The organism is Novosphingobium sp. (assembly GCF_025351285.1).
Lineage (GTDB): Bacteria > Pseudomonadota > Alphaproteobacteria > Sphingomonadales > Sphingomonadaceae > Novosphingobium.
The window spans coordinates 1-17,865 of record NZ_JANXWG010000120.1 but is presented as its reverse complement, the minus strand read 5'-3'; the positions used below and the strand labels follow the sequence as shown (position 1 = coordinate 17,865).

Sequence of the window (17,865 nt, the reverse complement as noted above, 5' to 3'; positions counted from 1 at the left end):
ACACGTACAAATCGCTGTTCGACGGCCTTGCAGGGCTCGCTGCCCAGCATGGCCTAGTCATGACCTGCTATGTCGACGACGTCACGATGTCTGGCCCCGGCGCATCGCGCACGGTCCTCCATGAAGCGCGATCGGCGATCTTCAAGGCGGGCCTGCGGGCGCACAAGGATCGGTCATTCACGGGAGACACTGTGAAGATCGTGACGGGCGTTGTGGTCGGTCCGGACGGCATCGCGCTTCCTTTTTCCCGCTGGCAGAACATCAGCCTTGCGGCGCGCGAGATTGCGGCATGTTCGGATGACTTCCAAAAGCTGCGACTTTATCCCAAGTTGGTTTCCCGCCTTTATGAAGCGGCACAGATCGATGCCCGTTGCCGTTCACGTGCCGAGTTCCATCATGGTCAATGGCGGGATCTCAAGCGTCGGGTCGCTTCGGGCGCGCTGGTGATGGCCGCTGTAGCCAAATCAGCCTAGCGGTTGACGGAGCTGTCCTAACGCGACGACGGAATGGCCGGTCTTGTCGCACCTGCCGTTCGCCGAGCCTGACGTGAGTGGCAGTCTCGTCCCACGGGCCGTCATTCCACGCAGAGCCGATGGTGGCCGCCGGCCACGAAGCCCCCAATTACTGACGGGCCCGGCCCAAACGGATGAAACAGGCCATTCGTTGAGCAGAGAGAAGCAAACCCGCTCGCGCAATTCTCCGCACCCTAGCGCCCGGCGCAATATTCTGCCCACGCGGACATGAGCTCGCGCCGCTTATCGAGTGCACGTCCACGGCGGTAAGCAAGCTCGACCGAAGAGCCCACGGTATGGGCCAGCGCCATTTCAACTTCTTCACGCCCGAACTGTGTAGTGTCGCCGGCCCAGTCCCGGAACGACGAGCGAAAGCCGTGAACGGTGATGTCGCCTCGATCCATGCGCTTGAGCAATTGCGAAAGCGCCATGTCGGATAATGTTCCGCCACGCGGTGCTGGAAACACCACATCGGTAGGCTTGAGGCCGTCTTCACGCACCGTTGCCAACACGGCCATCGCATCGTCGCTCAGCGGTACCTCATGGGTTGCCGACGCTTTCATGCGATCGGCGGGGACGGTCCATAGCTTCTTGTCGAGATCTAGTTCGCCCCAGGTCATACCACGTGTCTCACCCGATCGGGCGGCGGTGAGGATTGTAAACTCCAGGGCACGCGCCGCAACAGCTGGCCGTTTGCGCAGTTCGATCATGAACGCAGCGATGTCCGCAAACGGCAGCGCAGAATGATGTTTGACGCCAACCTTGCTGCGGTTGGGCAACAACAGATCGAGGTGGCCGCGGCCTCTGGCTGGGTTATCGCCGCCGCGAAGGCCTCTCGCCTTGGCGGCATCCAAGACGCGTTCGATGCGCCCGCGAACCCGCGACGCCGTCTCGGCCTTGGTCAACCAGATAGGTGTGAGCACAGCCAAGATGTCATCGGTCGTGACAGCTGCAATCGGCAAATCCGCTAGTGGCTTGGCATAAGTGTCCAGCGTGTTGCGCCATTGCTGGCGATGCTTGGGATTTTTGAACCCTCCCTCGATGCTGGCAACCAATTTCTTGGCAAACGAACCGAAGGTGACGACATTGGACTTGATGGACGTTTCGCCAGCTTGATCCCCTTTCGCTAGCTTTCGCTGGGCCTTCGCCGCCATACGGTCGCTTATCGGATTGACGCCATCGATTAACTGAAGGCGTATTTTCAACGCCATCTCCCGAGCCTTGGCCAAGGGCACGTCCAGTGACGATCCTAACCCGAGCTCAAATCGCTTTCCGTCCAGGCTGCCGATGTAAAACCATGACCGGCCAGATTCCCGCACACGCAGGTAAAGACCCCCGCCGTCGGAATAGACCCCTGGCTTCGTGAATGTGGCGACCTGTCTAGCCGTGAGTTTGTTACGCGCGCGCGAGGGCATATGGCGGCACTAAGCTGCTTGCAGCTCGAGTCAACCATAAACCCAGCCATAAAATAAAACGCGGCTCGTGGCGGTTTTAGGCGATCTCTGGCGGCGCACCGCGAACGTCCAAATAAGCGCAAACCCTCGCAAAACCTCACGTTTTCCCGTGCGCTCCGGTTCGTTGAAGTTCGCTGATGTGCAGGGATCTGGCGGAGACGGAGGGATTCGAACCCTCGGTACCGGATTTACCAGTACGACGGTTTAGCAAACCGTTGGTTTCAGCCACTCACCCACGTCTCCGGATTGCGACAGCCGGCGCGCTATAGCGAGGCGAAGGGCGGGCGGCAAGTGCGATCGGCATGTGTTCTGATCGGGCCGTGTTTGCCCGCCAAACGCGGCAAAACCGGTCTTCCGGCTGGCTGTCCATGCCGTCTGGCGCGTTTTCGACTCGGCTCATCGCCGGTTCATTGCCGGTCCGCAACTTGTGGATTCCACTGCGCAATGCGGGATTGCGTCCTGGCCGGCGGGTATGCTCGCGCGGCGGGGTGGGCCTGGATCGAGGGACGGACTGATAATGACACGTTTTCGCAAAGCATCTCTGCTGCTGGCATGCGTTGCCATGACGATGGCGTCTGCGGGCAATGCGCAAGTTCAATCAATCGATCCGAACCGGGCGATCGACGGCGACTTGTCATCGAACGCGGCCCGCCCGGCGCCCAGCGCACCCCGGAGTTCGCAGCAGAGTTCGCCCCAGAGTTCGGCGGGCGCGGAGTTCGCCCGACCGGCCTACTCAGAGCCCGGCACCACTCCTGCTTTGCCGGCCGATCCGCAAGCGCAACCTTCGATCGATGCAGGGCCGGCGCCGGTTGCGGCCGTACCACCTTCGCCCGGGTCCGCAGGCTTCGATTGCGGTTCGACTTCGCCCGGGCAGCAAACGGCCTCGGCCGCCGGCATGCCGGGTTCGGTGCCGGCGAACACGACTTACCGCGAGGATGATCTGATCGGTGCGGCGCAAGGCGTGTTCGGCAAGGGCGCCAAGGGCGTTGCCGACATCATCCACGATCTGCTGCGCAAGCAGGGCGAGCCGGTCGGATATATCGTCGGGCGCGAAGCGGGAGCCGCATTTGTCGTGGGCCTGCGCTATGGTTCGGGTACGCTGTGCCACAAGATCGAGGGGCGGCGCCCGGTGTACTGGACCGGGCCTTCGATCGGCTTCGATGCCGGCGCCAGCGGGGGAAGCACGTTCGTGCTCGTCTACAACCTCTACGACAGCGAGAACCTGTACAAGCGCTTCGCGGCTGGCGAAGGGCAGGCCTTCCTGATCGGCGGATTCAACGCCAGCTACTTGCGGCGCGGCGACGTGGTGCTGATCCCGATCCGCGCCGGCGTGGGGCTGCGGCTGGGCGTGAACGGCGGCTATATGAAGTTTTCGCGGAAGCAGAACTGGATGCCGTTCTAGTGCGTTGATCGGCGCTGGAGGGCGGTGCCGCTTTCGCATGCCAGTCCCACAAGAAAGGCCGCCGGGGTGAACCGGCGGCCTTCGTGTTTCGGTCGTTGCAAGATCAGAAGCTGGCGGTGATCGATCCGACTGCGACGGTCTTGGCCGGGCGGTGCCAGTAGTTCGAGCAAGTGGAGATCGAGAAGCCCAGGCCGGCGCACGATGGTGCCGAAACGAACGCCCGGTCGGTATCCGAACGGCTGATGTTGGTGCCGACGACCGAGAGGTCGAAAGTCAACGCCTTGTACTTGTACGACACGCCCGCGGTGTAATCGATGTACTGCTTGCCATAATCGAACCCGCCACCGGTGTGGCCCAGGTGCGTGTGCAGCGTGATCGGGGTTTTCGCAGGAGAGAACGACAGCTCGCCGAAAACATACGTGTTCGAACGCTGCGCCGACGAGAAGTTCAGGTTGAACACCTTCTGCGCGGGCGCGAAGTTGACGCCAACCTTGGCGGTAACGGGGCCATAGGCCTTCACCACGTCGCCATAGATTTCGTAGTAGTTGCCCGCGGGGAAGCCCGGGTAGATGTAGCCATAGAGACCGCCGTCGAGCGTGACGCCGGCCACTGAATGGCTGTAGCCGCCCCATACGTCGATTTCGGTGCCGCCGATGGCGATCGGGGTGCTGTTGGCGGTTGCGCTCGATCCCCAGAACGCGACGTAGAAGCCCGACTTGTGCGTCAGCGTGGCGGTGGCCTGCACGACCGGCTTGTTGTCGGACTGGGCAAGGCCGCGGAAACGATATTGCGAAACCACCGAAGCAGCGCCGGTGATGGTTACGTCTGGCGGAGGCGCGGTTGGCGCGTCATCGGCAAAGGCCGGTGCGGTGAAAGCCAGTGTGCCGACTGCAAAAGCAGTGGCGGCGGCAAAGCGGGAGAACAATTTGGTCATGGAACACCCTCATAGTGAAAAAGGGTTCCTTCCTGCGCTTCCGACTTTCCCCCTCTGTTGATGGGTGGGAATGTGTTCGGAAGAATTTTTGATTGCCACACAATGCTGCGTTGCACAACCAATTCAGGCAAGAGTACTGCGCAAATGGTCGATTCAAGCATCTAGTGTTGCGAGCCAGACACACCTTGCACCACGGCCAGCGCGGTTTTGCCTTGCCCTTTCGGGGTGCCCGGAGCATTGCGCGCCCGCAGATTGCCGCCATGCGGCGAGCCTGGCCGCCCAAGACGCAACAGCCCTGACGAGACCCGGACCATGTTTGAAAACCTTGTGGCGCAGCCCGCCGATGCGCTGCTTAACCTGATCAAGCTGCACAACGCCGATCCGCGCGTGGACAAGATCGATCTGGGCGTGGGCGTGTATCGTACCGGGCAGGGCGATACCCCGGTGTTCGCGGCGATCAAGCAGGCCGAGGCCAAGCTGCTCGCCACGCAGGATTCCAAGGCTTATCTGGGGCCAGAAGGCGATATGGGCTTCGTCCACGCGCTCAAGCCCTACATCTTCGGCGCCAAAGATTCGGATGGCGCGGTTAACATGGCGCGGATCGAGGGCATGCAGGCGCCCGGCGGCACCGGCGGCGTGCGGTTGGCGATCGACCTGGCGCGGCGTGCAGGCATCAAGCGCGTGTGGATGGGCACGCCGAGCTGGCCCAATCACGCGCAGATCGTCGCCGCCTCGGGGCTCGAACTCAAGACTTTCAGCCACATGACCAACGCCGGCACCGCCGATCTCGATGCGTTGCTGGGCGCGCTGCGCGACTCCGATCCCGCCACCGATGCGGTGCTGCTCCATGGTTGCTGCCACAATCCCACGGGAGTCGATTACACGCCGGCACAGTGGGACCAGATCGCTGCGCTGTTCGGCGAAACGGGCGTGCTGCCGATCCTCGACCTGGCGTACCAGGGGCTCGGCCACGGCATGGAGGAAGACGCTTATGGCGTGCGCAAGGTTTGCGCCGCAGTGCCCGAGGCGCTGATCGCCTATAGCTGCGACAAGAACTTCGGCATGTATCGCGATCGCGTCGGCGCGTTCTACGTGATGACCCGCGATGGCGCCGATCTCGAGAAGGCGCTGTCGAACGGCGCGGCGATCGCGCGCGCAAGCTGGTCGATGCCACCCGATCACGGCGCGGCGGCGGTGCGGCTGATCCTTGAAGATGCGGCGATGACGGCCGTATGGCTCGACGAACTCGACACGATGCGCGCACGAATGCGCCAGGTGCGCGAACGGCTGGCGGCGGCGGGCAGGATCGGGCCGATCGACATGGTTGCGGTGGGCGCGCAAAGCGGGCTGTTCTCGATGCTGCCGCTCAACGCAGAGCAGATCATGACGCTGCGTTCCAAGCACGGCATCTACATGGCCGGATCGGGCCGGATCAACATCGCCGGGCTGACTGTGGGCAATATCGAAGCGTTCATCGGGGCGCTGGCGGATGTTACAGCCTGATTTCGACACCTGGCGTCAGCCCACGCTGACCGGCGAGGGGCTGCTGCTGCGGCCGCTGGCGCCCCAGGACTGGGATGCGCTCTACGCGGTGGCGTCCGACCCGCTGATCTGGGAACTGCACCCCGCGCACGATCGCTGGCGCGAGCCGGTGTTCCGCGACTTTTTCGCCAATGCGCTGAAGTTCAAGGGCGCGGTCGTGGTGATCGACCTGGCGAACGAAGCGATCATCGGCTCGTCGCGCTGGCAGGGGTTCGACCCCGAACGCTCGTCTGTCGAGATCGGCTGGACGTTTCTTGCGCGCAAGGCGTGGGGCGGAACCTGGAACCGCGAATTGAAGCGGCTGATGATCGGCCACGCGCTTCAGCATGTCGAACTGGTCGAATTCCAGGTCGGCGAGGCTAACGTGCGCAGCCGCCGCGCGCTGGAAAAGATTGGCGGACGACTGACCGATCGCACGAGCGTGGTCGACATGGCCGACGGTCCGGTGCGCCACGTGATCTACGAGATCACCCGCGATAGCTTCGCCAACGGACCGTTAGCCGGCCTGTAGCGCCTGCATCCGCTTGAGGTAGCGCGCCAGCACGTCGATTTCGAGGTTGACCGCATCACCCGGCGCCAGGTTGCCCAGCGTGGTCACGTGCGCGGTGTGCGGGATGATGTTGAGCCCGAAATGCGCAGTGCCGTCGGGCTGGTCGGTCACTTCGTTGACCGTGAGCGAAACCCCGTCGATCGTCACCGAGCCCTTGGCGGCGATATAAGGCGCAAGCGCTTTCGGCGCGGCGATGCCCAGCCGGTGCGAATCGCCTTCGGGGCAGACGCCCACCACGTGACCGACCGCATCCACGTGGCCGGTGACGATATGCCCGCCCAATTCGTCACCCAGCTTGAGCGCGCCCTCCAGGTTGATTTCGCGGCCGACGTGCCACTGCGACGGTGCGGTGTGCGCGATCGTCTCACCCGAAACGTCTACCGTAAACCAGGCGTCGCCAGCCACTCCGCCGCGGTCGATCACGGTCAGGCACACGCCCGAGCACGCGATCGACGCGCCGATCGCGATCCTGGCCGGGTCGAACGGACAAGCGATCGTCACGCGCGCGTCGCCGCGCTGGTCGATCTTGGCGATGTGGCCCTTGGCGGTGATGATTCCGGTGAACATGGTGGCCTCTCTAGCGGGTCCGCTCGTAGACTTCGAGATGGTCGCTGCCAAGCCGGCGGGTCTGGGTCATGCGCCAAAGGCCATGCGCGGGATCGAGCGAGGTCAGACCGATATCGCCCACACTCGGCCGCCCGCCGCCGATCACGATCGGCGCGCGGTACAACAGCAGCCGATCGACCAGATCGGCACGCAGGAACGCAGCGCCCGCGCCTGCGCCACCTTCAACCATCAGGTATTGCGCGTCACCGAAGGCTGCGGGCGCCTTCAGGTCCGAAACCGCTGCCCAGCCCTCGGGCACATTGCCGCGCGTAAGCACGAACCGTCGCGGGCTGCGGTGTTCCAAACCCGCCAATCGCACATCGAGCATCGGCGAATCGGCGCGCAAAGTGCCGCCACCGACCAGGATCGCATCGGCGCACGCACGTTCAAGATGCGCGTGCGCGCGCGCCTCTGGCCCGGTGATCCATTTGCTGGTCCCGTCGGCCAGTGCGATGCACCCGTCGAGCGAGGTCGCCAGCTTGAGCGTGAGGTGCGGCCGACCAGCCGATGCGCGCATGAGATAGCCGACCAGGCTGGCTCTGGCTGCCGCGCGGGGCAACACCTCCACTGTGATCCCGGCTTCGCGCAGCGCGGCGATGCCGGTGCCGGCGGTGCGCGGGTCGGGGTCTTCGCATCCGACCACTGCGCGTGCGATCCCGCTGGCGATCACAAGGCTGGTGCACGATGGCCCGCGCAGGCTGCGGTGCGCGCAAGGTTCAAGCGTCACGTAAAGCGTGGCACCGCGTGCGGCTTCGCCCGCGGCCGCGAGGGCCACGGCTTCGGCATGCGGGCGTCCTCCGGCATGCGTCCACCCGCGCGCAATCACCCGGCCCTTGGCCACCACAATCGCGCCCACGCCGGGGTTGGGCCGGCTCAGCGGGCGGGCGCGACCGGCCAGCGCCGCGGCGGCATCGAGCCAGTCTGCATCACTGCGCGGCGCCATGGTCAGGCCGGGCAGCGGCGCTTCATTTGACAAGATGTTTGCGCAGGAGCTCTGCGTTGAAGGCGTCGTATTTGCGCTTGGCCTCGGCGCGCTCGGCATTGCCGCGTTCGATGGCTTTGCGGGTGTCCATGTTCAGCGCATCGCCCATCGCCTTGTAGTTCGCGCGGATCTGGGCATCGTCGGCCTCGTCCTGCGCTTCTTCGGCGCGGGCCTTCTTGGTCGCCTCGATGTTCTCACGGCGGATCTGCGCGTCGCTGCGGCCGGGCAGGAAGCTGGGGAAATAGGTCACTTCGGGCAGTTTGGGCAGCCCCGCATATTTTTCCGAGGTGATCAGGCTGAACACCGCAAACGTGGCCGCCGCAGACAGCGCAAGAAAGCCCAGGCGATGCGGACGCGGCGCGCGGATGTAGCCGATCACATCGCCCACTGCGCCCACGGGGGAGATTTTCTGAAAGAAGCCGCTCATATCCGATCAGATAGGGAGTGCGCGCGCCGTTGGCCAGCCCGCGCATCCATCACCCAATATCATCCAGGCTCAGCAGCGAGGCGTTGCCCCCCGAACTGGTGGTGTCGGTCGATGTCACCCGTTCGACGCAGAAGCGCGGCAGGTAATGCGGCCCGCCGGCCTTGGGACCGGTGCCCGACAAGCCTTCGCCACCGAACGGCTGGCTTCCCACTACCGCGCCGATCATCGAGCGGTTGACGTAGAGGTTGCCGACTTGCGCAGCCGCCTCGACCATCTCGGCCACCCGCGCGATGCGGCTGTGAAGGCCCATGGTGAGCCCGAACCGCTTGGCGTTGATCGCCGCGATCGTTGCGTCGAGCGTGCCCGGCTTCCACGTGCAGACGTGGAGCAGCGGCCCGAACCATTCGGCGGTGAGGTCATCGAGCGAATCGATGCGGATCACGGTCGGCGGCACGAACAGCCCCGCATCCGGCAAGTCTTGCGGTATTGGCACGGTCTTGACCACGCGCGCGGCCTGGCTGGCGGCATATGTCATCAGCCGGGTATAGGCGGGCTCGTCGATCACGGGACCGAGGTCGGTAGCGGGATCGGCCGGATCGCCGATCACCAGCGTGTCCATCGCGCCCGCCAGCATCTCCAGCGTCCGTTCGGCCACGTCCTCCTGCAACACCAGCAGCCGCAGCGCCGAACAGCGCTGGCCGGCCGAACGGAATGCCGAAGTGACCACATCGCGCACCACTTGTTCGGTCAGCGCGGTCGAATCGACGATCATCGCGTTGATCCCGCCGGTTTCGGCGATCAGCGGCACGATCGGGCGGGCATCGTCCTCCAACAAGATGCGCGCGATGCGCTTGGCGGTGGCGACCGAACCGGTGAAGGCCACGCCGGCAATGCGCGTATCCGCAACCAGCGCGCCGCCGACTTCGGCCCCGCCAACCGCGATCCGCAACGCGCCTTCGGGCACCCCGGCCTCGTGCGCCAGCGCCACTGCCCAGCGGCCGATCGCTGGAGTCTGCGGTGCGGGCTTGGCTACCACGGTGTTGCCGGTAACCAGCGCAGCGGTGACTTGGCCCAGAAAGATCGCCAGCGGGAAGTTCCACGGCGCGATCGCGGCCCACACCCCGCGCGGCGCCATGCGCAGCACATTGGCCTCTCCGGTCGGGCCGGGGAGCGGCAGCGGCGCCATCAGCGCGCGTGCCTGGCGAGCGTAGTACCGGCAGAAATCGGCGGCCTCGCGCACTTCGGCCAGCGCGTCGGGCACGGTCTTGAACGCCTCGTGCGCGAGCAGCGCCATCGCTTCGAGGCGGCGCTCCTCAATGAGATCGGCCAGCCGTTCGAGCACCGCCGCGCGCGCGTCGACCGGGGTGGCAGCCCACGCCGGGAAGGCGACTGCGGCCTGCCCGATCAGCGCATCGACCCGAGTTTCGACCTCCGCGTGCGTATCGGGCGCCGTCGCCAGCTTCGCGCGCAAATCCGCCAGCACCGCGCGATCATTGAGGTCGATCCCCGCCGAATTCCCGCGCACCGGCTCGAACAAGTCGCTCGGCGCGGGGATAGATGGATGCTGCATCCCCCGCCCGCTGCGCGCCTTCTCCACCGGATCGGCGAGCAGTTCGGCCTCGCTGACATCGGCTTCGGCGAGCTGATGGACGAAGCTCGAATTCGCGCCGTTCTCCAGCAGCCGCCGCACCAGATAGGCCAGCAAATCGCGGTGCCCACCGACCGGCGCATAGACCCGGCAGCGGTAACCGCGTTGGCGCACCAGGTCCTCGTACAGCCCGTCGCCCATGCCGTGCAGCCGCTGAAATTCGAAGCCATCCTTCGGCTTGCCCAGCGCGGTTGCCCAGTCGACGATCGTCGCCACGGTGCGCGCATTGTGGCTGGCGAAGGCCGGCTCGATATGCGGGCTGACCAGCAATTCGCGCGCGCAAGCCAGGTACGACACGTCGGTGTGGACCTTGCGGCTGAACAGCGGATAGTCGGTCAGCCCCTGTTCCTGCGTCGCCTTGATTTCGCTGTCCCAGTACGCGCCCTTGACCAGCCGCACGCGCATCGTGCGCCCGGTGGCGGCGCCCAAAGCATCGGCCCATCGGCACACCGCGGTGGCGCGCTTCGAATAGGCCTGCACCGCCATGCCCAGGCCATCCCACTTCGCCAGCGCGGGATCGGCCGCCACTTGCGCGATCAGATCGAGGCTGAGGTCGAGCCGCTCGCTTTCCTCGGCATCCACCGTCAGCGCAATGTTTGCCGCCGCCGCCGCACGCGCCAACCCAAGCAGGCTATCGGCCAGTGCAGGCAGGCAGCGATCGGCTTGCGCGGCTTCGTAGCGCGGATGCAGTGCCGAAAGCTTGACCGAAATCGAGTGACCCGCTTCAGCCGAGCGCCCCACCGCCGCAATCGCGCCGTAGTACGATTCGAGATAGCGGCCTGCGTCCTCATATGTGCGCGCGCCTTCGCCCAGCATGTCGAAGCTGGCGGTAAAGCCCTTGCGATCGCGGTGGCGCATCCTGGTGATGGCCTCGTCGATGGTGCGTCCCATCACGAAGGTTTCGCCCATTAGCCGCATCGCCGCGCCCACCGCTTGCCGCACGAACGGTTCGCCGCTGCGCGCCACCAGCCGCCGCAGCACCCCCGATTGCGGTTCTGCCCCGATCACCGCGCGGCCGAGCACCAGCCCCCAGGTGGCCGAATTGACCAGCATCGAGGAGGATTTGCCCGAATGCGCGCGCCAGTCGGCCTCGCCGATCTTGTCGGCGATCAGCAGGTCGGCGGTCTCGGTATCGGGCACGCGCAGGAACGCTTCGGCCATGCTGAGCAGCGCCAGGCCCTCGTCGCTGTCCATGCGGTATTCGGCCATGAAACGATTGACCCAGCCGCTCGCCTGGCCCTTGCGCAAAGCCTCGATCAGCGCGCGCCCTTCGCCCAGGATGGCGCGCTCGCTCTTGGGATCGACCGGGATTGCGGCGATCAGCGGCGCCATGACCTCGGGTTCGGCCAACCGGTGAAGGCGGCGCATCTGGTTGCGGGCGAGGTACATTGCGGGCGTTTCCATGACCTGCCGCCTAGCTTGATCCGGTTTCATTTGCGACCGGATAGTTGATGTTACCCGAACGCTGCGTAAAGCCCCCGGCCTTCGTTTTTGAGCCAGGCGTTTGCGGCCGCAAGATCATCATCGTAGATCAGCGCCAGCTTCGCGTGAAACGCCGCGCTGTGATCGAAATGCGCCAGATGCGCGACTTCGTGTGCAACGACCGAGCGGCGCACCGCATCGGGCGCCATGATCAGCCGCCAGTTGAGCCGGATCGACCGATCGGAAGAACAACTGCCCCAGCGCCGCTGCGCGCGGCTGAGCATCAGACGCGGTGCGGCCTCGCCGGCGCGCGCGCAGAAGTGGGCCAGGTCATCGGCGAACAGGCGCCTCGCTTCGGCTTCCAGCGCGCGTTGCAGGCGCGGCCCCAGCGAATTGCCTGGTCCGCCAAGCTCGATGCGGTCGGCCAGGATTTTCGGGCGCCGCGGCAGCGTTTCAGCCCAGGTGATGGTGAGCAGCGCGCCGCGGAACGGCACGTCCGCGCCCGGCTGGATCACTGTGGGCTGCGGCTGTGCTGCAAGGTGCTGCGCCAGCCATTCGGAGCGACTGTGCGCGAAGTCCTCGGCATCGCGGACCCGGCCCCACTGCGGGATCGAAACGCGTACTTCGCGGCCATCGGGCGAAAGCCGCAACGACATCTGCCGCGCGTTCGCCAGCTTGCGGATCACCAAGGGAAGTTTCTGTCCGGCAATTGCGATCGTGCGGGGCGCGGGTTTCGCCTTGGGGCTGGCCGTGGTGGCGGCCAGCCAGGTGGGGCGCGCCCAGTCGGGCAGCCAGGCTGATGGCTTCCGCTCAGCCATCGTCGTCGACCGTCCAGATCGCGCGTTCTTCGACGATGTGGTTTTCAAGCGGGCCGGCAACCACTTCGCTGATCGCGCGGCCGATCACCGATGCGCCGGCGCGGCGCACGGCGTCGCGATCGCCCGAAATCAGGTAGTGCCATTCGGGCAGCGGCAGGTCGCGCGCGCGCAAAGTGTAAGCGCAAGTGGCCGGCAGCCAGCGGACTTGCGCGGCCAGGCGCGGGGTCAGCCGCAGGCAATCGGGCACTTGGCTGCGGCGGTGGCGATAGTCCGAACAGCGCGCGGTCTTCAGGTCGAGCAGCCGGCAGGCGACATTGGTGCCAACGATCGCGCCGGTGTCCTCGTCCTCCAGCTTGTGCAGGCAGCACTTGCCGCAGCCGTCGCACAGCGCTTCCCACTGGTCGCGCGAAAGGGTTTCGATCGGCCGCTCCCAGAAGCGATCCACCGACTCCGCAGGGGGTGTGGTGGGCGGCATCAATGGACCCATTTCGCCAATTCGGCCGCAACCGCGGCGCCGTCCTTGTCCGAAGGCAGCAGCGCGATGGGTTTGCCGGCGCGGTCCATCAGGTAGGCAGCGCGGCTGTGGTCCATGAGGTAGTTGCCCGGTATCTTGCTGTCATGCCGGGCGTAATAAACCTTCCACGTGCTCGCCGCAGCGGCAATCTGCGCCGGCGTCCCGGTCAGCCCGATCAGTTCCGGGCCGAAGTTGGCAGTGTATTCGCCGACCTTCTGCGGAGTGTCGCGCTCCGGATCGATTGTCACGAACATCGGCTGCACGTCCCTGGCCAGCGCCGGACTGGTCTTCGCAAAAGCGTGGTAGCCCTGCATCAGGTGTTGCAGATCGAGCGGGCAGACATCGGGACAGAAGCTGTAGCCGAAGTAGACGATTCGCCACTTGCCCGCAAAATCGTTGAAGCGAACGGTCTTGCCCGACTTGTCCACCAAGGCGAAATCACCGCCGATCGTGGCGCCCGCAAGCGGTGGTTCCTCGACCGGACCGCTGCAAGCTGCCAGCGGCGCCATCAGCAACGCCAGCGCGGCAAGCGCGCGAACATGAGGGCGGTTGGCGATAGGTCGTGGAGCGGGTTCGGGGCTGGGCATGGCGGGCCGGTTCATGCTCTGCTAAGCGGTGCCTTGCAAGGTCGGATCGGTGCGGCTGCACCTGCGTTGCAGGGCGTTTGCGGATCATGGGTAACGAAATGGGGCTGCCACCTTTCGAGGGGCCGCCGCGACAGGAGATACAGGGGTGCACAAGCGTTTTCCGGGGCTGATTTGCGCAATGTCCGGGTTGGCAGTGGCTGGCCTGGCAGCGGCGGGCCTCATGGTTCCGGCCCCGGCCCACGCCCAGTTTTCGGACAGCTACAAATTCCTTGAATCGGTGCGCAAGAAAGAAGGCGACAAGGTCGTCGATGCACTGGCGGTGCCGGGCTCGACGATCATCAACACCCGCGATTCGTCGAACGGACAAACCGCGCTGCACATCATGACGCAGATGCGTGACAGCACCTGGATGAAATATCTCATCGCCAAGGGCGCCAACGTGAATGCCCGCGATTTCAAGGGGGTAACCCCGCTCGAAACCGCGGTGGGACTGGGTTTTGTCGAAGGCGCGCAGATCCTGATCACTTATGGCGCGCATATCGACGAAGCGGACGCGACCGGCGAAACGCCGCTGATCAGCGCGGTTCACCGCCACGATACGCAACTGGCGCGGGTGCTGCTGCAGGCTGGTGCGAATCCGGACCGTCCCGACAATTCGGGGCGTTCGGCGCGCGATTACGCGAAGGCCGATGGCGATTCGAACCCGGTTGGCCAGGAGATCGACAAGGCCAAGACCGTGAAAGCGCGCGGCGGCAAGACCTATGGGCCATCGCTGTGAGCCAGGTCGCCGTGATGGATGATCTCGCCGATCTCACGCTCGACGAATTGCGGCTCGAACTGGCGCCGGTGATCGCCGATGCGGCGGTGTTCGATGGCTGGGGCAAAGTGGCGCTCGACGCCGCCGCCGAAGCCATGGGCGTCGATCCAGCGGTCGCCGCGCTGGCGTTTCCGGGCGGCGCGATCGACATGATCGAAGCGTGGATCGCGCGGACCGATGCCGACATGGCGCGCGCGCTGCCGCTCGATGTTCTGGCCAAGCTGCCGATTCGCGAGCGCATTCGCCGGCTGGTCGGGTTCCGGCTCGAGGCGGCGACGCCGTCCAAGGAAGCGCTCCGCCGCGCGCTGGCGATCATGGCGATGCCGCAGAACCTGCGCCGCACCGCGCGGCTGGGCTGGAGCAGCGCGGACAGGATGTGGCGGCTCGCGGGCGATACCGCGACCGATTACAACCATTATACCAAGCGCACCTTGCTCGCCGCGATCTATACGGCAACGCTGGCGGTGTTCGTCGACGATACCAGCGAAGGCCATGCCGACACGGCAGCGTTCCTCGATCGGCGCATCGAAGGCGTGATGCGCTTCGAAAAGACCAAGGCGCGGTTGCTGGGCAGCGGAAAGGGCGATGAAACGCGCTTCAGCTTTGCGCGGCTGGCCGGCCGGTTGCGCTATCCGGCGCGTTGAACGGCGCCGCTCAGCGACATCGCGGGCGATATTGCGAACCAGTTGCAAGAAGCTGCGGATTGTGGCAGCGCCTGCCATGATGACGCTGGATTTGCTCCCGATCGGCCAAGACGCACGGATCGCTGCTGTCGACTGGGCCTCGCTGGTTCCCGAAGAGGCGCAGCGGCTGCGCGCGCTGGGCATTGATATCGGCGCGCGGGTTCGGCTGGCCTATCGCGGCGTGTTTTTCGGGCGCGATCCGATCGCGGTTGAAGTCGGACGCATGACGGTGGCATTGCGCCGCACTCATGCCGCGGCGATGACCGTCGAAGTTCTGGCTGACGCCGGAGCGCCGGCATGACCGAACTGGCCACGCTGGTCGATCGCCAGACCCAGCCGGACGACCACGGCACCAGCGTTGCCGACACCACTCCGCGCGTGGCCGCGCTGGTCGGCAATCCCAATGCCGGCAAGAGCGCGCTGTTCAATGCGTTGACTGGTGCGCGGCAGAAAATCGCCAATTATCCGGGGGTTACGGTTGAACGCAAGGCGGGCCGGCTCCCGCTTCCGGACAGCACTGTGATTGAACTGGTCGATCTTCCCGGCAGCTATGCGCTCCACGCCAGCAGTCCGGATGAGGAGGTGACCCGCAAGGTCATCATGGGCGAGCAGCCGGGCCAGGCCAAGCCCGACGTGCTGGTGGTGGTGCTCGATGCCTCGAACCTAGAGCAGCACCTGGTGTTCGCGCAGGAAGTGATCGCGCTCGGCCGGCCGACGGTGGTGGCGCTCAACATGGTCGATCTGGCCGAACGCGACGGGCTGGTGATCGACCCGACCGCGCTGGAAACCGCGCTGGGCGTGCCCGTGATCGCGACGGTGGCGGTGCGCCGGCGCGGGCTCGATGCGCTGATTGCCGCGATTGCCGGCGCGCAGGCGCAATCGCGGCTTCACGCGCCGGTCGTGCAGCCGCACATCGGCATGTCCGAACGGCGGATGCTGGCGCACGAGATCGGCCGCGCCGCGATCCTGTCCGAAACCTCCAGGCACCGGCTGCACGCGCGGCTGGATCGGGTGCTGCTGCATCCGTGGTGGGGGCCGGTGATCCTGTTCGCAACGCTGTTCGTGGTGTTCCAGGCGGTGTTTTCCTGGGCCAAGCCGCTCGCCGATGCGCTTGGCGCGGGGTTTTCGATGCTTTCGGACCTGGCGCGTGCGTATCTGCCCGCAGGCCTCGGGCGCGATTTCCTGACCGACGGCGCGATCGCGGGTGTGGGTTCGGTGGTGGTGTTCCTGCCGCAGATCCTGATCCTGTTCTTCTTCATCCTGACGATGGAAGCCACCGGCTACATGGCGCGCGCGGCCTTCCTGATGGACCGGATGATGGCCGGCGTGGGGCTTTCGGGACGCAGTTTCATCCCGTTGCTCTCCAGCTTCGCCTGCGCAGTGCCGGGGATCATGGCGACGCGCAGCATCACCGATCCCAAGGACCGGCTGACCACGATCCTGGTGGCGCCGTTGATGACCTGTTCGGCGCGACTGCCGGTCTATGCGGTGATCATCGGCGCGTTCATCCCGCAGCGCGCGGTGGGTCCGGGATTGGGCTTGCAGGGGCTGGTGCTGTTCGGGCTCTATGTGTTCGGCGTGGTCGGCGCGATGCTGGTGGCGCTGGTGCTGCGCAGTTCTGTCACCAAGGGCGCGGCGAGCGGCTTCATCATGGAACTGCCCAAGTACCAGATGCCGACGGTGAAGGACCTGGCGATCGGGCTGTGGCAGCGGGCGTGGATTTTCCTACGCCGCGCGGGCACGATGATCTTCACCGTCACGATCGCGCTGTGGCTGCTGCTCAACCTGCCGCAGGCCGAACCCGGCAAAAGCCAGGTCGATGCCTCGATCGCAGGGCATATCGCCAACGGATTGGCGGTGGTGGTCAAGCCGATCGGCTTCAACCGCGACATCGCGCTGGCACTGATCCCGGCGATGGCGGCGCGCGAGGTGGCGGTCAGTTCGCTGGCCACGACGTATGCGGTCGACGCCAAGGACGAGGACAAGGCCAGCCAGGCGCTCGGCACGCAGCTCAAGACGCGCTGGAGCCTGGCCACTGCGCTGGCGTTCCTGGCGTGGTTCGTGTTCGCGCCGCAATGCCTGTCGACGATCGCGGTGGCGCGGCGCGAAACCAACGGTTGGCGCTGGCCGGCGTTCATGATGGGCTACATGTTCGCGCTGGCTTACGTGTTTTCGGGGCTGACGTATTGGAGTGCGGTTGCACTCGGCCTTGGCTGAACGCGCCGATGACGCTGTGGAAACCGGCGCCGCCAGACTCGCGCTGGTGTGCGGCATTGGCTAGGCCGGCAATCACATTTCGAGAAAGAGCGATTCGATGGCAGGCAGCGTCAACAAGGTCATCCTGATCGGCAACCTGGGTGCCGATCCCGAGGTCAAGAGCTTCCAGAACGGCGGCAAGATCTGCAACTTGCGCATCGCCACATCCGAAAACTGGAAGGACAAGGCCACCGGTGAGCGCAAGGAGCGGACCGAGTGGCACTCGGTCGTGCTCCAGAACGACGGATTGGTGGGCGTGGCCGAACGGTTCCTGCGCAAGGGCAGCAAGGTCTACATCGAAGGCCAGTTGCGCACGCGCAAGTGGCAGGACCAATCGGGCAACGATCGCTACACCACCGAGATTTCGGTTGCCGGCATGGGCGGCGTGCTGACGATGCTCGACGGCGCGCCGGGGGCGGGCGGTGGTGCAGGCGGCGGTGGCCAGCGCTCGGGCGGCTACAACGATGGCGGTTCAGGCGGTGGCCAGAGCGGTGGCCAAAGCGGTGGATCACGCGGCGGCGGCTCTAGCGGCGGCGGCTGGAACAAGGGCGGCGATAGCGGCGGATCGTCGGGCGGCGGGTTCTCTGACGATCTCGACGATGATATTCCGTTCTGATCGGCAGCCCGTCCAGTCCGAACTCCAGACATCCGTTCGTGTCGAGCGAAGTCGAGACACGCTGGCGCCGCGCTCACGTGTCTCGACTTCGCTCG

At 65.6% G+C, this 17,865-nt stretch carries 18 protein-coding genes and 1 tRNA gene; 9 read left to right on the top strand and 10 right to left on the bottom strand.

What is annotated here, in order from left to right; all coding sequences use genetic code 11:
* Window positions 1-473 (top strand): hypothetical protein (locus Q0R16_RS14700; RefSeq protein WP_295637598.1); only part of this gene is annotated, 473 nt, incomplete at its 5' end.
* A gap of 233 nt (window positions 474-706) precedes the next feature.
* Here the strand turns inward: Q0R16_RS14700 and Q0R16_RS14695 are convergent.
* Together Q0R16_RS14695 and Q0R16_RS14690 are read right to left on the bottom strand one after the other, a co-directional pair.
* A complete protein-coding gene (locus tag Q0R16_RS14695) occupies window positions 707-1,927 on the bottom strand; it encodes a site-specific integrase (RefSeq protein WP_295637596.1) in 1,221 nt (406 codons plus the stop codon).
* Between the two features lie 189 nt (window positions 1,928-2,116).
* Window positions 2,117-2,209, bottom strand: a tRNA-Ser gene (locus Q0R16_RS14690).
* Between the two features lie 319 nt (window positions 2,210-2,528).
* On the opposite strand from Q0R16_RS14690, the gene Q0R16_RS14685 reads away from it, so the two are divergent.
* A complete protein-coding gene (locus Q0R16_RS14685) occupies window positions 2,529-3,368 on the top strand; it encodes an EipA family protein (protein WP_366857763.1) in 840 nt (279 codons plus the stop codon).
* 103 nt (window positions 3,369-3,471) lie between these two features.
* On the opposite strand, the gene Q0R16_RS14680 is transcribed toward Q0R16_RS14685, so the two are convergent.
* A complete protein-coding gene (locus tag Q0R16_RS14680) occupies window positions 3,472-4,302 on the bottom strand; it encodes a TorF family putative porin (RefSeq protein WP_295637591.1) in 831 nt (276 codons plus the stop codon).
* 312 nt (window positions 4,303-4,614) lie between these two features.
* On the opposite strand from Q0R16_RS14680, the gene Q0R16_RS14675 reads away from it, so the two are divergent.
* Together Q0R16_RS14675 and Q0R16_RS14670 are read left to right on the top strand one after the other, a co-directional pair.
* Window positions 4,615-5,805 carry an amino acid aminotransferase gene (locus Q0R16_RS14675; protein ID WP_295637589.1) on the top strand — a complete coding sequence of 397 codons (1,191 nt, stop codon included), beginning with the start codon at window positions 4,615-4,617 and terminating at the stop codon, window positions 5,803-5,805.
* A complete protein-coding gene (locus Q0R16_RS14670; protein WP_295637587.1) occupies window positions 5,792-6,355 on the top strand; it encodes a GNAT family N-acetyltransferase in 564 nt (187 codons plus the stop codon). Before Q0R16_RS14675 ends, Q0R16_RS14670 begins: the two co-directional genes overlap by 14 nt.
* On the opposite strand, the gene Q0R16_RS14665 is transcribed toward Q0R16_RS14670, so the two are convergent.
* The 7 genes from Q0R16_RS14665 to Q0R16_RS14635 are packed head-to-tail and all read right to left on the bottom strand — an operon-like array spanning window position 6,341 to window position 13,413.
* The gene (locus tag Q0R16_RS14665; RefSeq protein ID WP_295637585.1) at window positions 6,341-6,961 is read right to left on the bottom strand and encodes a riboflavin synthase; all 621 of its coding nucleotides are present in this window, start codon (window positions 6,959-6,961) and stop codon (window positions 6,341-6,343) included. The two genes, Q0R16_RS14670 and Q0R16_RS14665, sit on opposite strands and share 15 nt — an antisense overlap.
* Window positions 6,962-6,971: 10 nt before the next feature.
* Complete coding sequence (ribD, locus tag Q0R16_RS14660; RefSeq protein WP_295637606.1) at window positions 6,972-7,943, bottom strand: bifunctional diaminohydroxyphosphoribosylaminopyrimidine deaminase/5-amino-6-(5-phosphoribosylamino)uracil reductase RibD; 972 nt, start codon at window positions 7,941-7,943, stop codon at window positions 6,972-6,974.
* Window positions 7,944-7,965: 22 nt separating this feature from the next.
* Entirely contained in the window at window positions 7,966-8,409 is a 444-nt protein-coding gene (locus Q0R16_RS14655) for a hypothetical protein (RefSeq protein WP_295637583.1), read from the bottom strand.
* 49 nt (window positions 8,410-8,458) lie between these two features.
* Window positions 8,459-11,461, bottom strand: coding sequence for an L-glutamate gamma-semialdehyde dehydrogenase (locus Q0R16_RS14650; RefSeq protein WP_295637582.1), 3,003 nt, complete (start codon window positions 11,459-11,461; stop codon window positions 8,459-8,461).
* A 50-nt stretch (window positions 11,462-11,511) separates the two neighbouring features.
* Complete coding sequence (locus Q0R16_RS14645) at window positions 11,512-12,297, bottom strand: YgjP-like metallopeptidase domain-containing protein (protein WP_295637580.1); 786 nt, start codon at window positions 12,295-12,297, stop codon at window positions 11,512-11,514.
* Window positions 12,290-12,772, bottom strand: a complete 483-nt coding sequence (locus Q0R16_RS14640) for a YcgN family cysteine cluster protein (protein WP_295637578.1) — start codon at window positions 12,770-12,772, stop codon at window positions 12,290-12,292. The genes Q0R16_RS14645 and Q0R16_RS14640 overlap by 8 nt, the downstream gene beginning before the upstream one ends.
* The gene (locus tag Q0R16_RS14635) at window positions 12,772-13,413 is read right to left on the bottom strand and encodes an SCO family protein (protein ID WP_295637576.1); all 642 of its coding nucleotides are present in this window, start codon (window positions 13,411-13,413) and stop codon (window positions 12,772-12,774) included. Before Q0R16_RS14635 ends, Q0R16_RS14640 begins: the two co-directional genes overlap by 1 nt.
* 163 nt (window positions 13,414-13,576) lie before the next feature.
* Between Q0R16_RS14635 and Q0R16_RS14630 the strand changes: the two genes are divergently transcribed.
* From Q0R16_RS14630 to ssb, 5 genes are all read left to right on the top strand, one after another.
* Entirely contained in the window at window positions 13,577-14,176 is a 600-nt protein-coding gene (locus Q0R16_RS14630) for an ankyrin repeat domain-containing protein (protein WP_295637574.1), read from the top strand.
* Between the two features lie 14 nt (window positions 14,177-14,190).
* Entirely contained in the window at window positions 14,191-14,859 is a 669-nt protein-coding gene (locus Q0R16_RS14625; RefSeq protein ID WP_295637603.1) for a COQ9 family protein, read from the top strand.
* A gap of 79 nt (window positions 14,860-14,938) precedes the next feature.
* A complete protein-coding gene (locus Q0R16_RS14620) occupies window positions 14,939-15,199 on the top strand; it encodes a FeoA family protein (RefSeq protein WP_295637600.1) in 261 nt (86 codons plus the stop codon).
* Window positions 15,196-17,115, top strand: coding sequence for a ferrous iron transporter B (locus Q0R16_RS14615; RefSeq protein WP_295637572.1), 1,920 nt, complete (start codon window positions 15,196-15,198; stop codon window positions 17,113-17,115). The genes Q0R16_RS14620 and Q0R16_RS14615 overlap by 4 nt, the downstream gene beginning before the upstream one ends.
* Before the next feature lie 97 nt (window positions 17,116-17,212).
* Entirely contained in the window at window positions 17,213-17,770 is a 558-nt protein-coding gene (ssb, locus tag Q0R16_RS14610; RefSeq protein WP_295637570.1) for a single-stranded DNA-binding protein, read from the top strand.
* The last annotated feature ends 95 nt before the right edge of the window (window positions 17,771-17,865 follow it).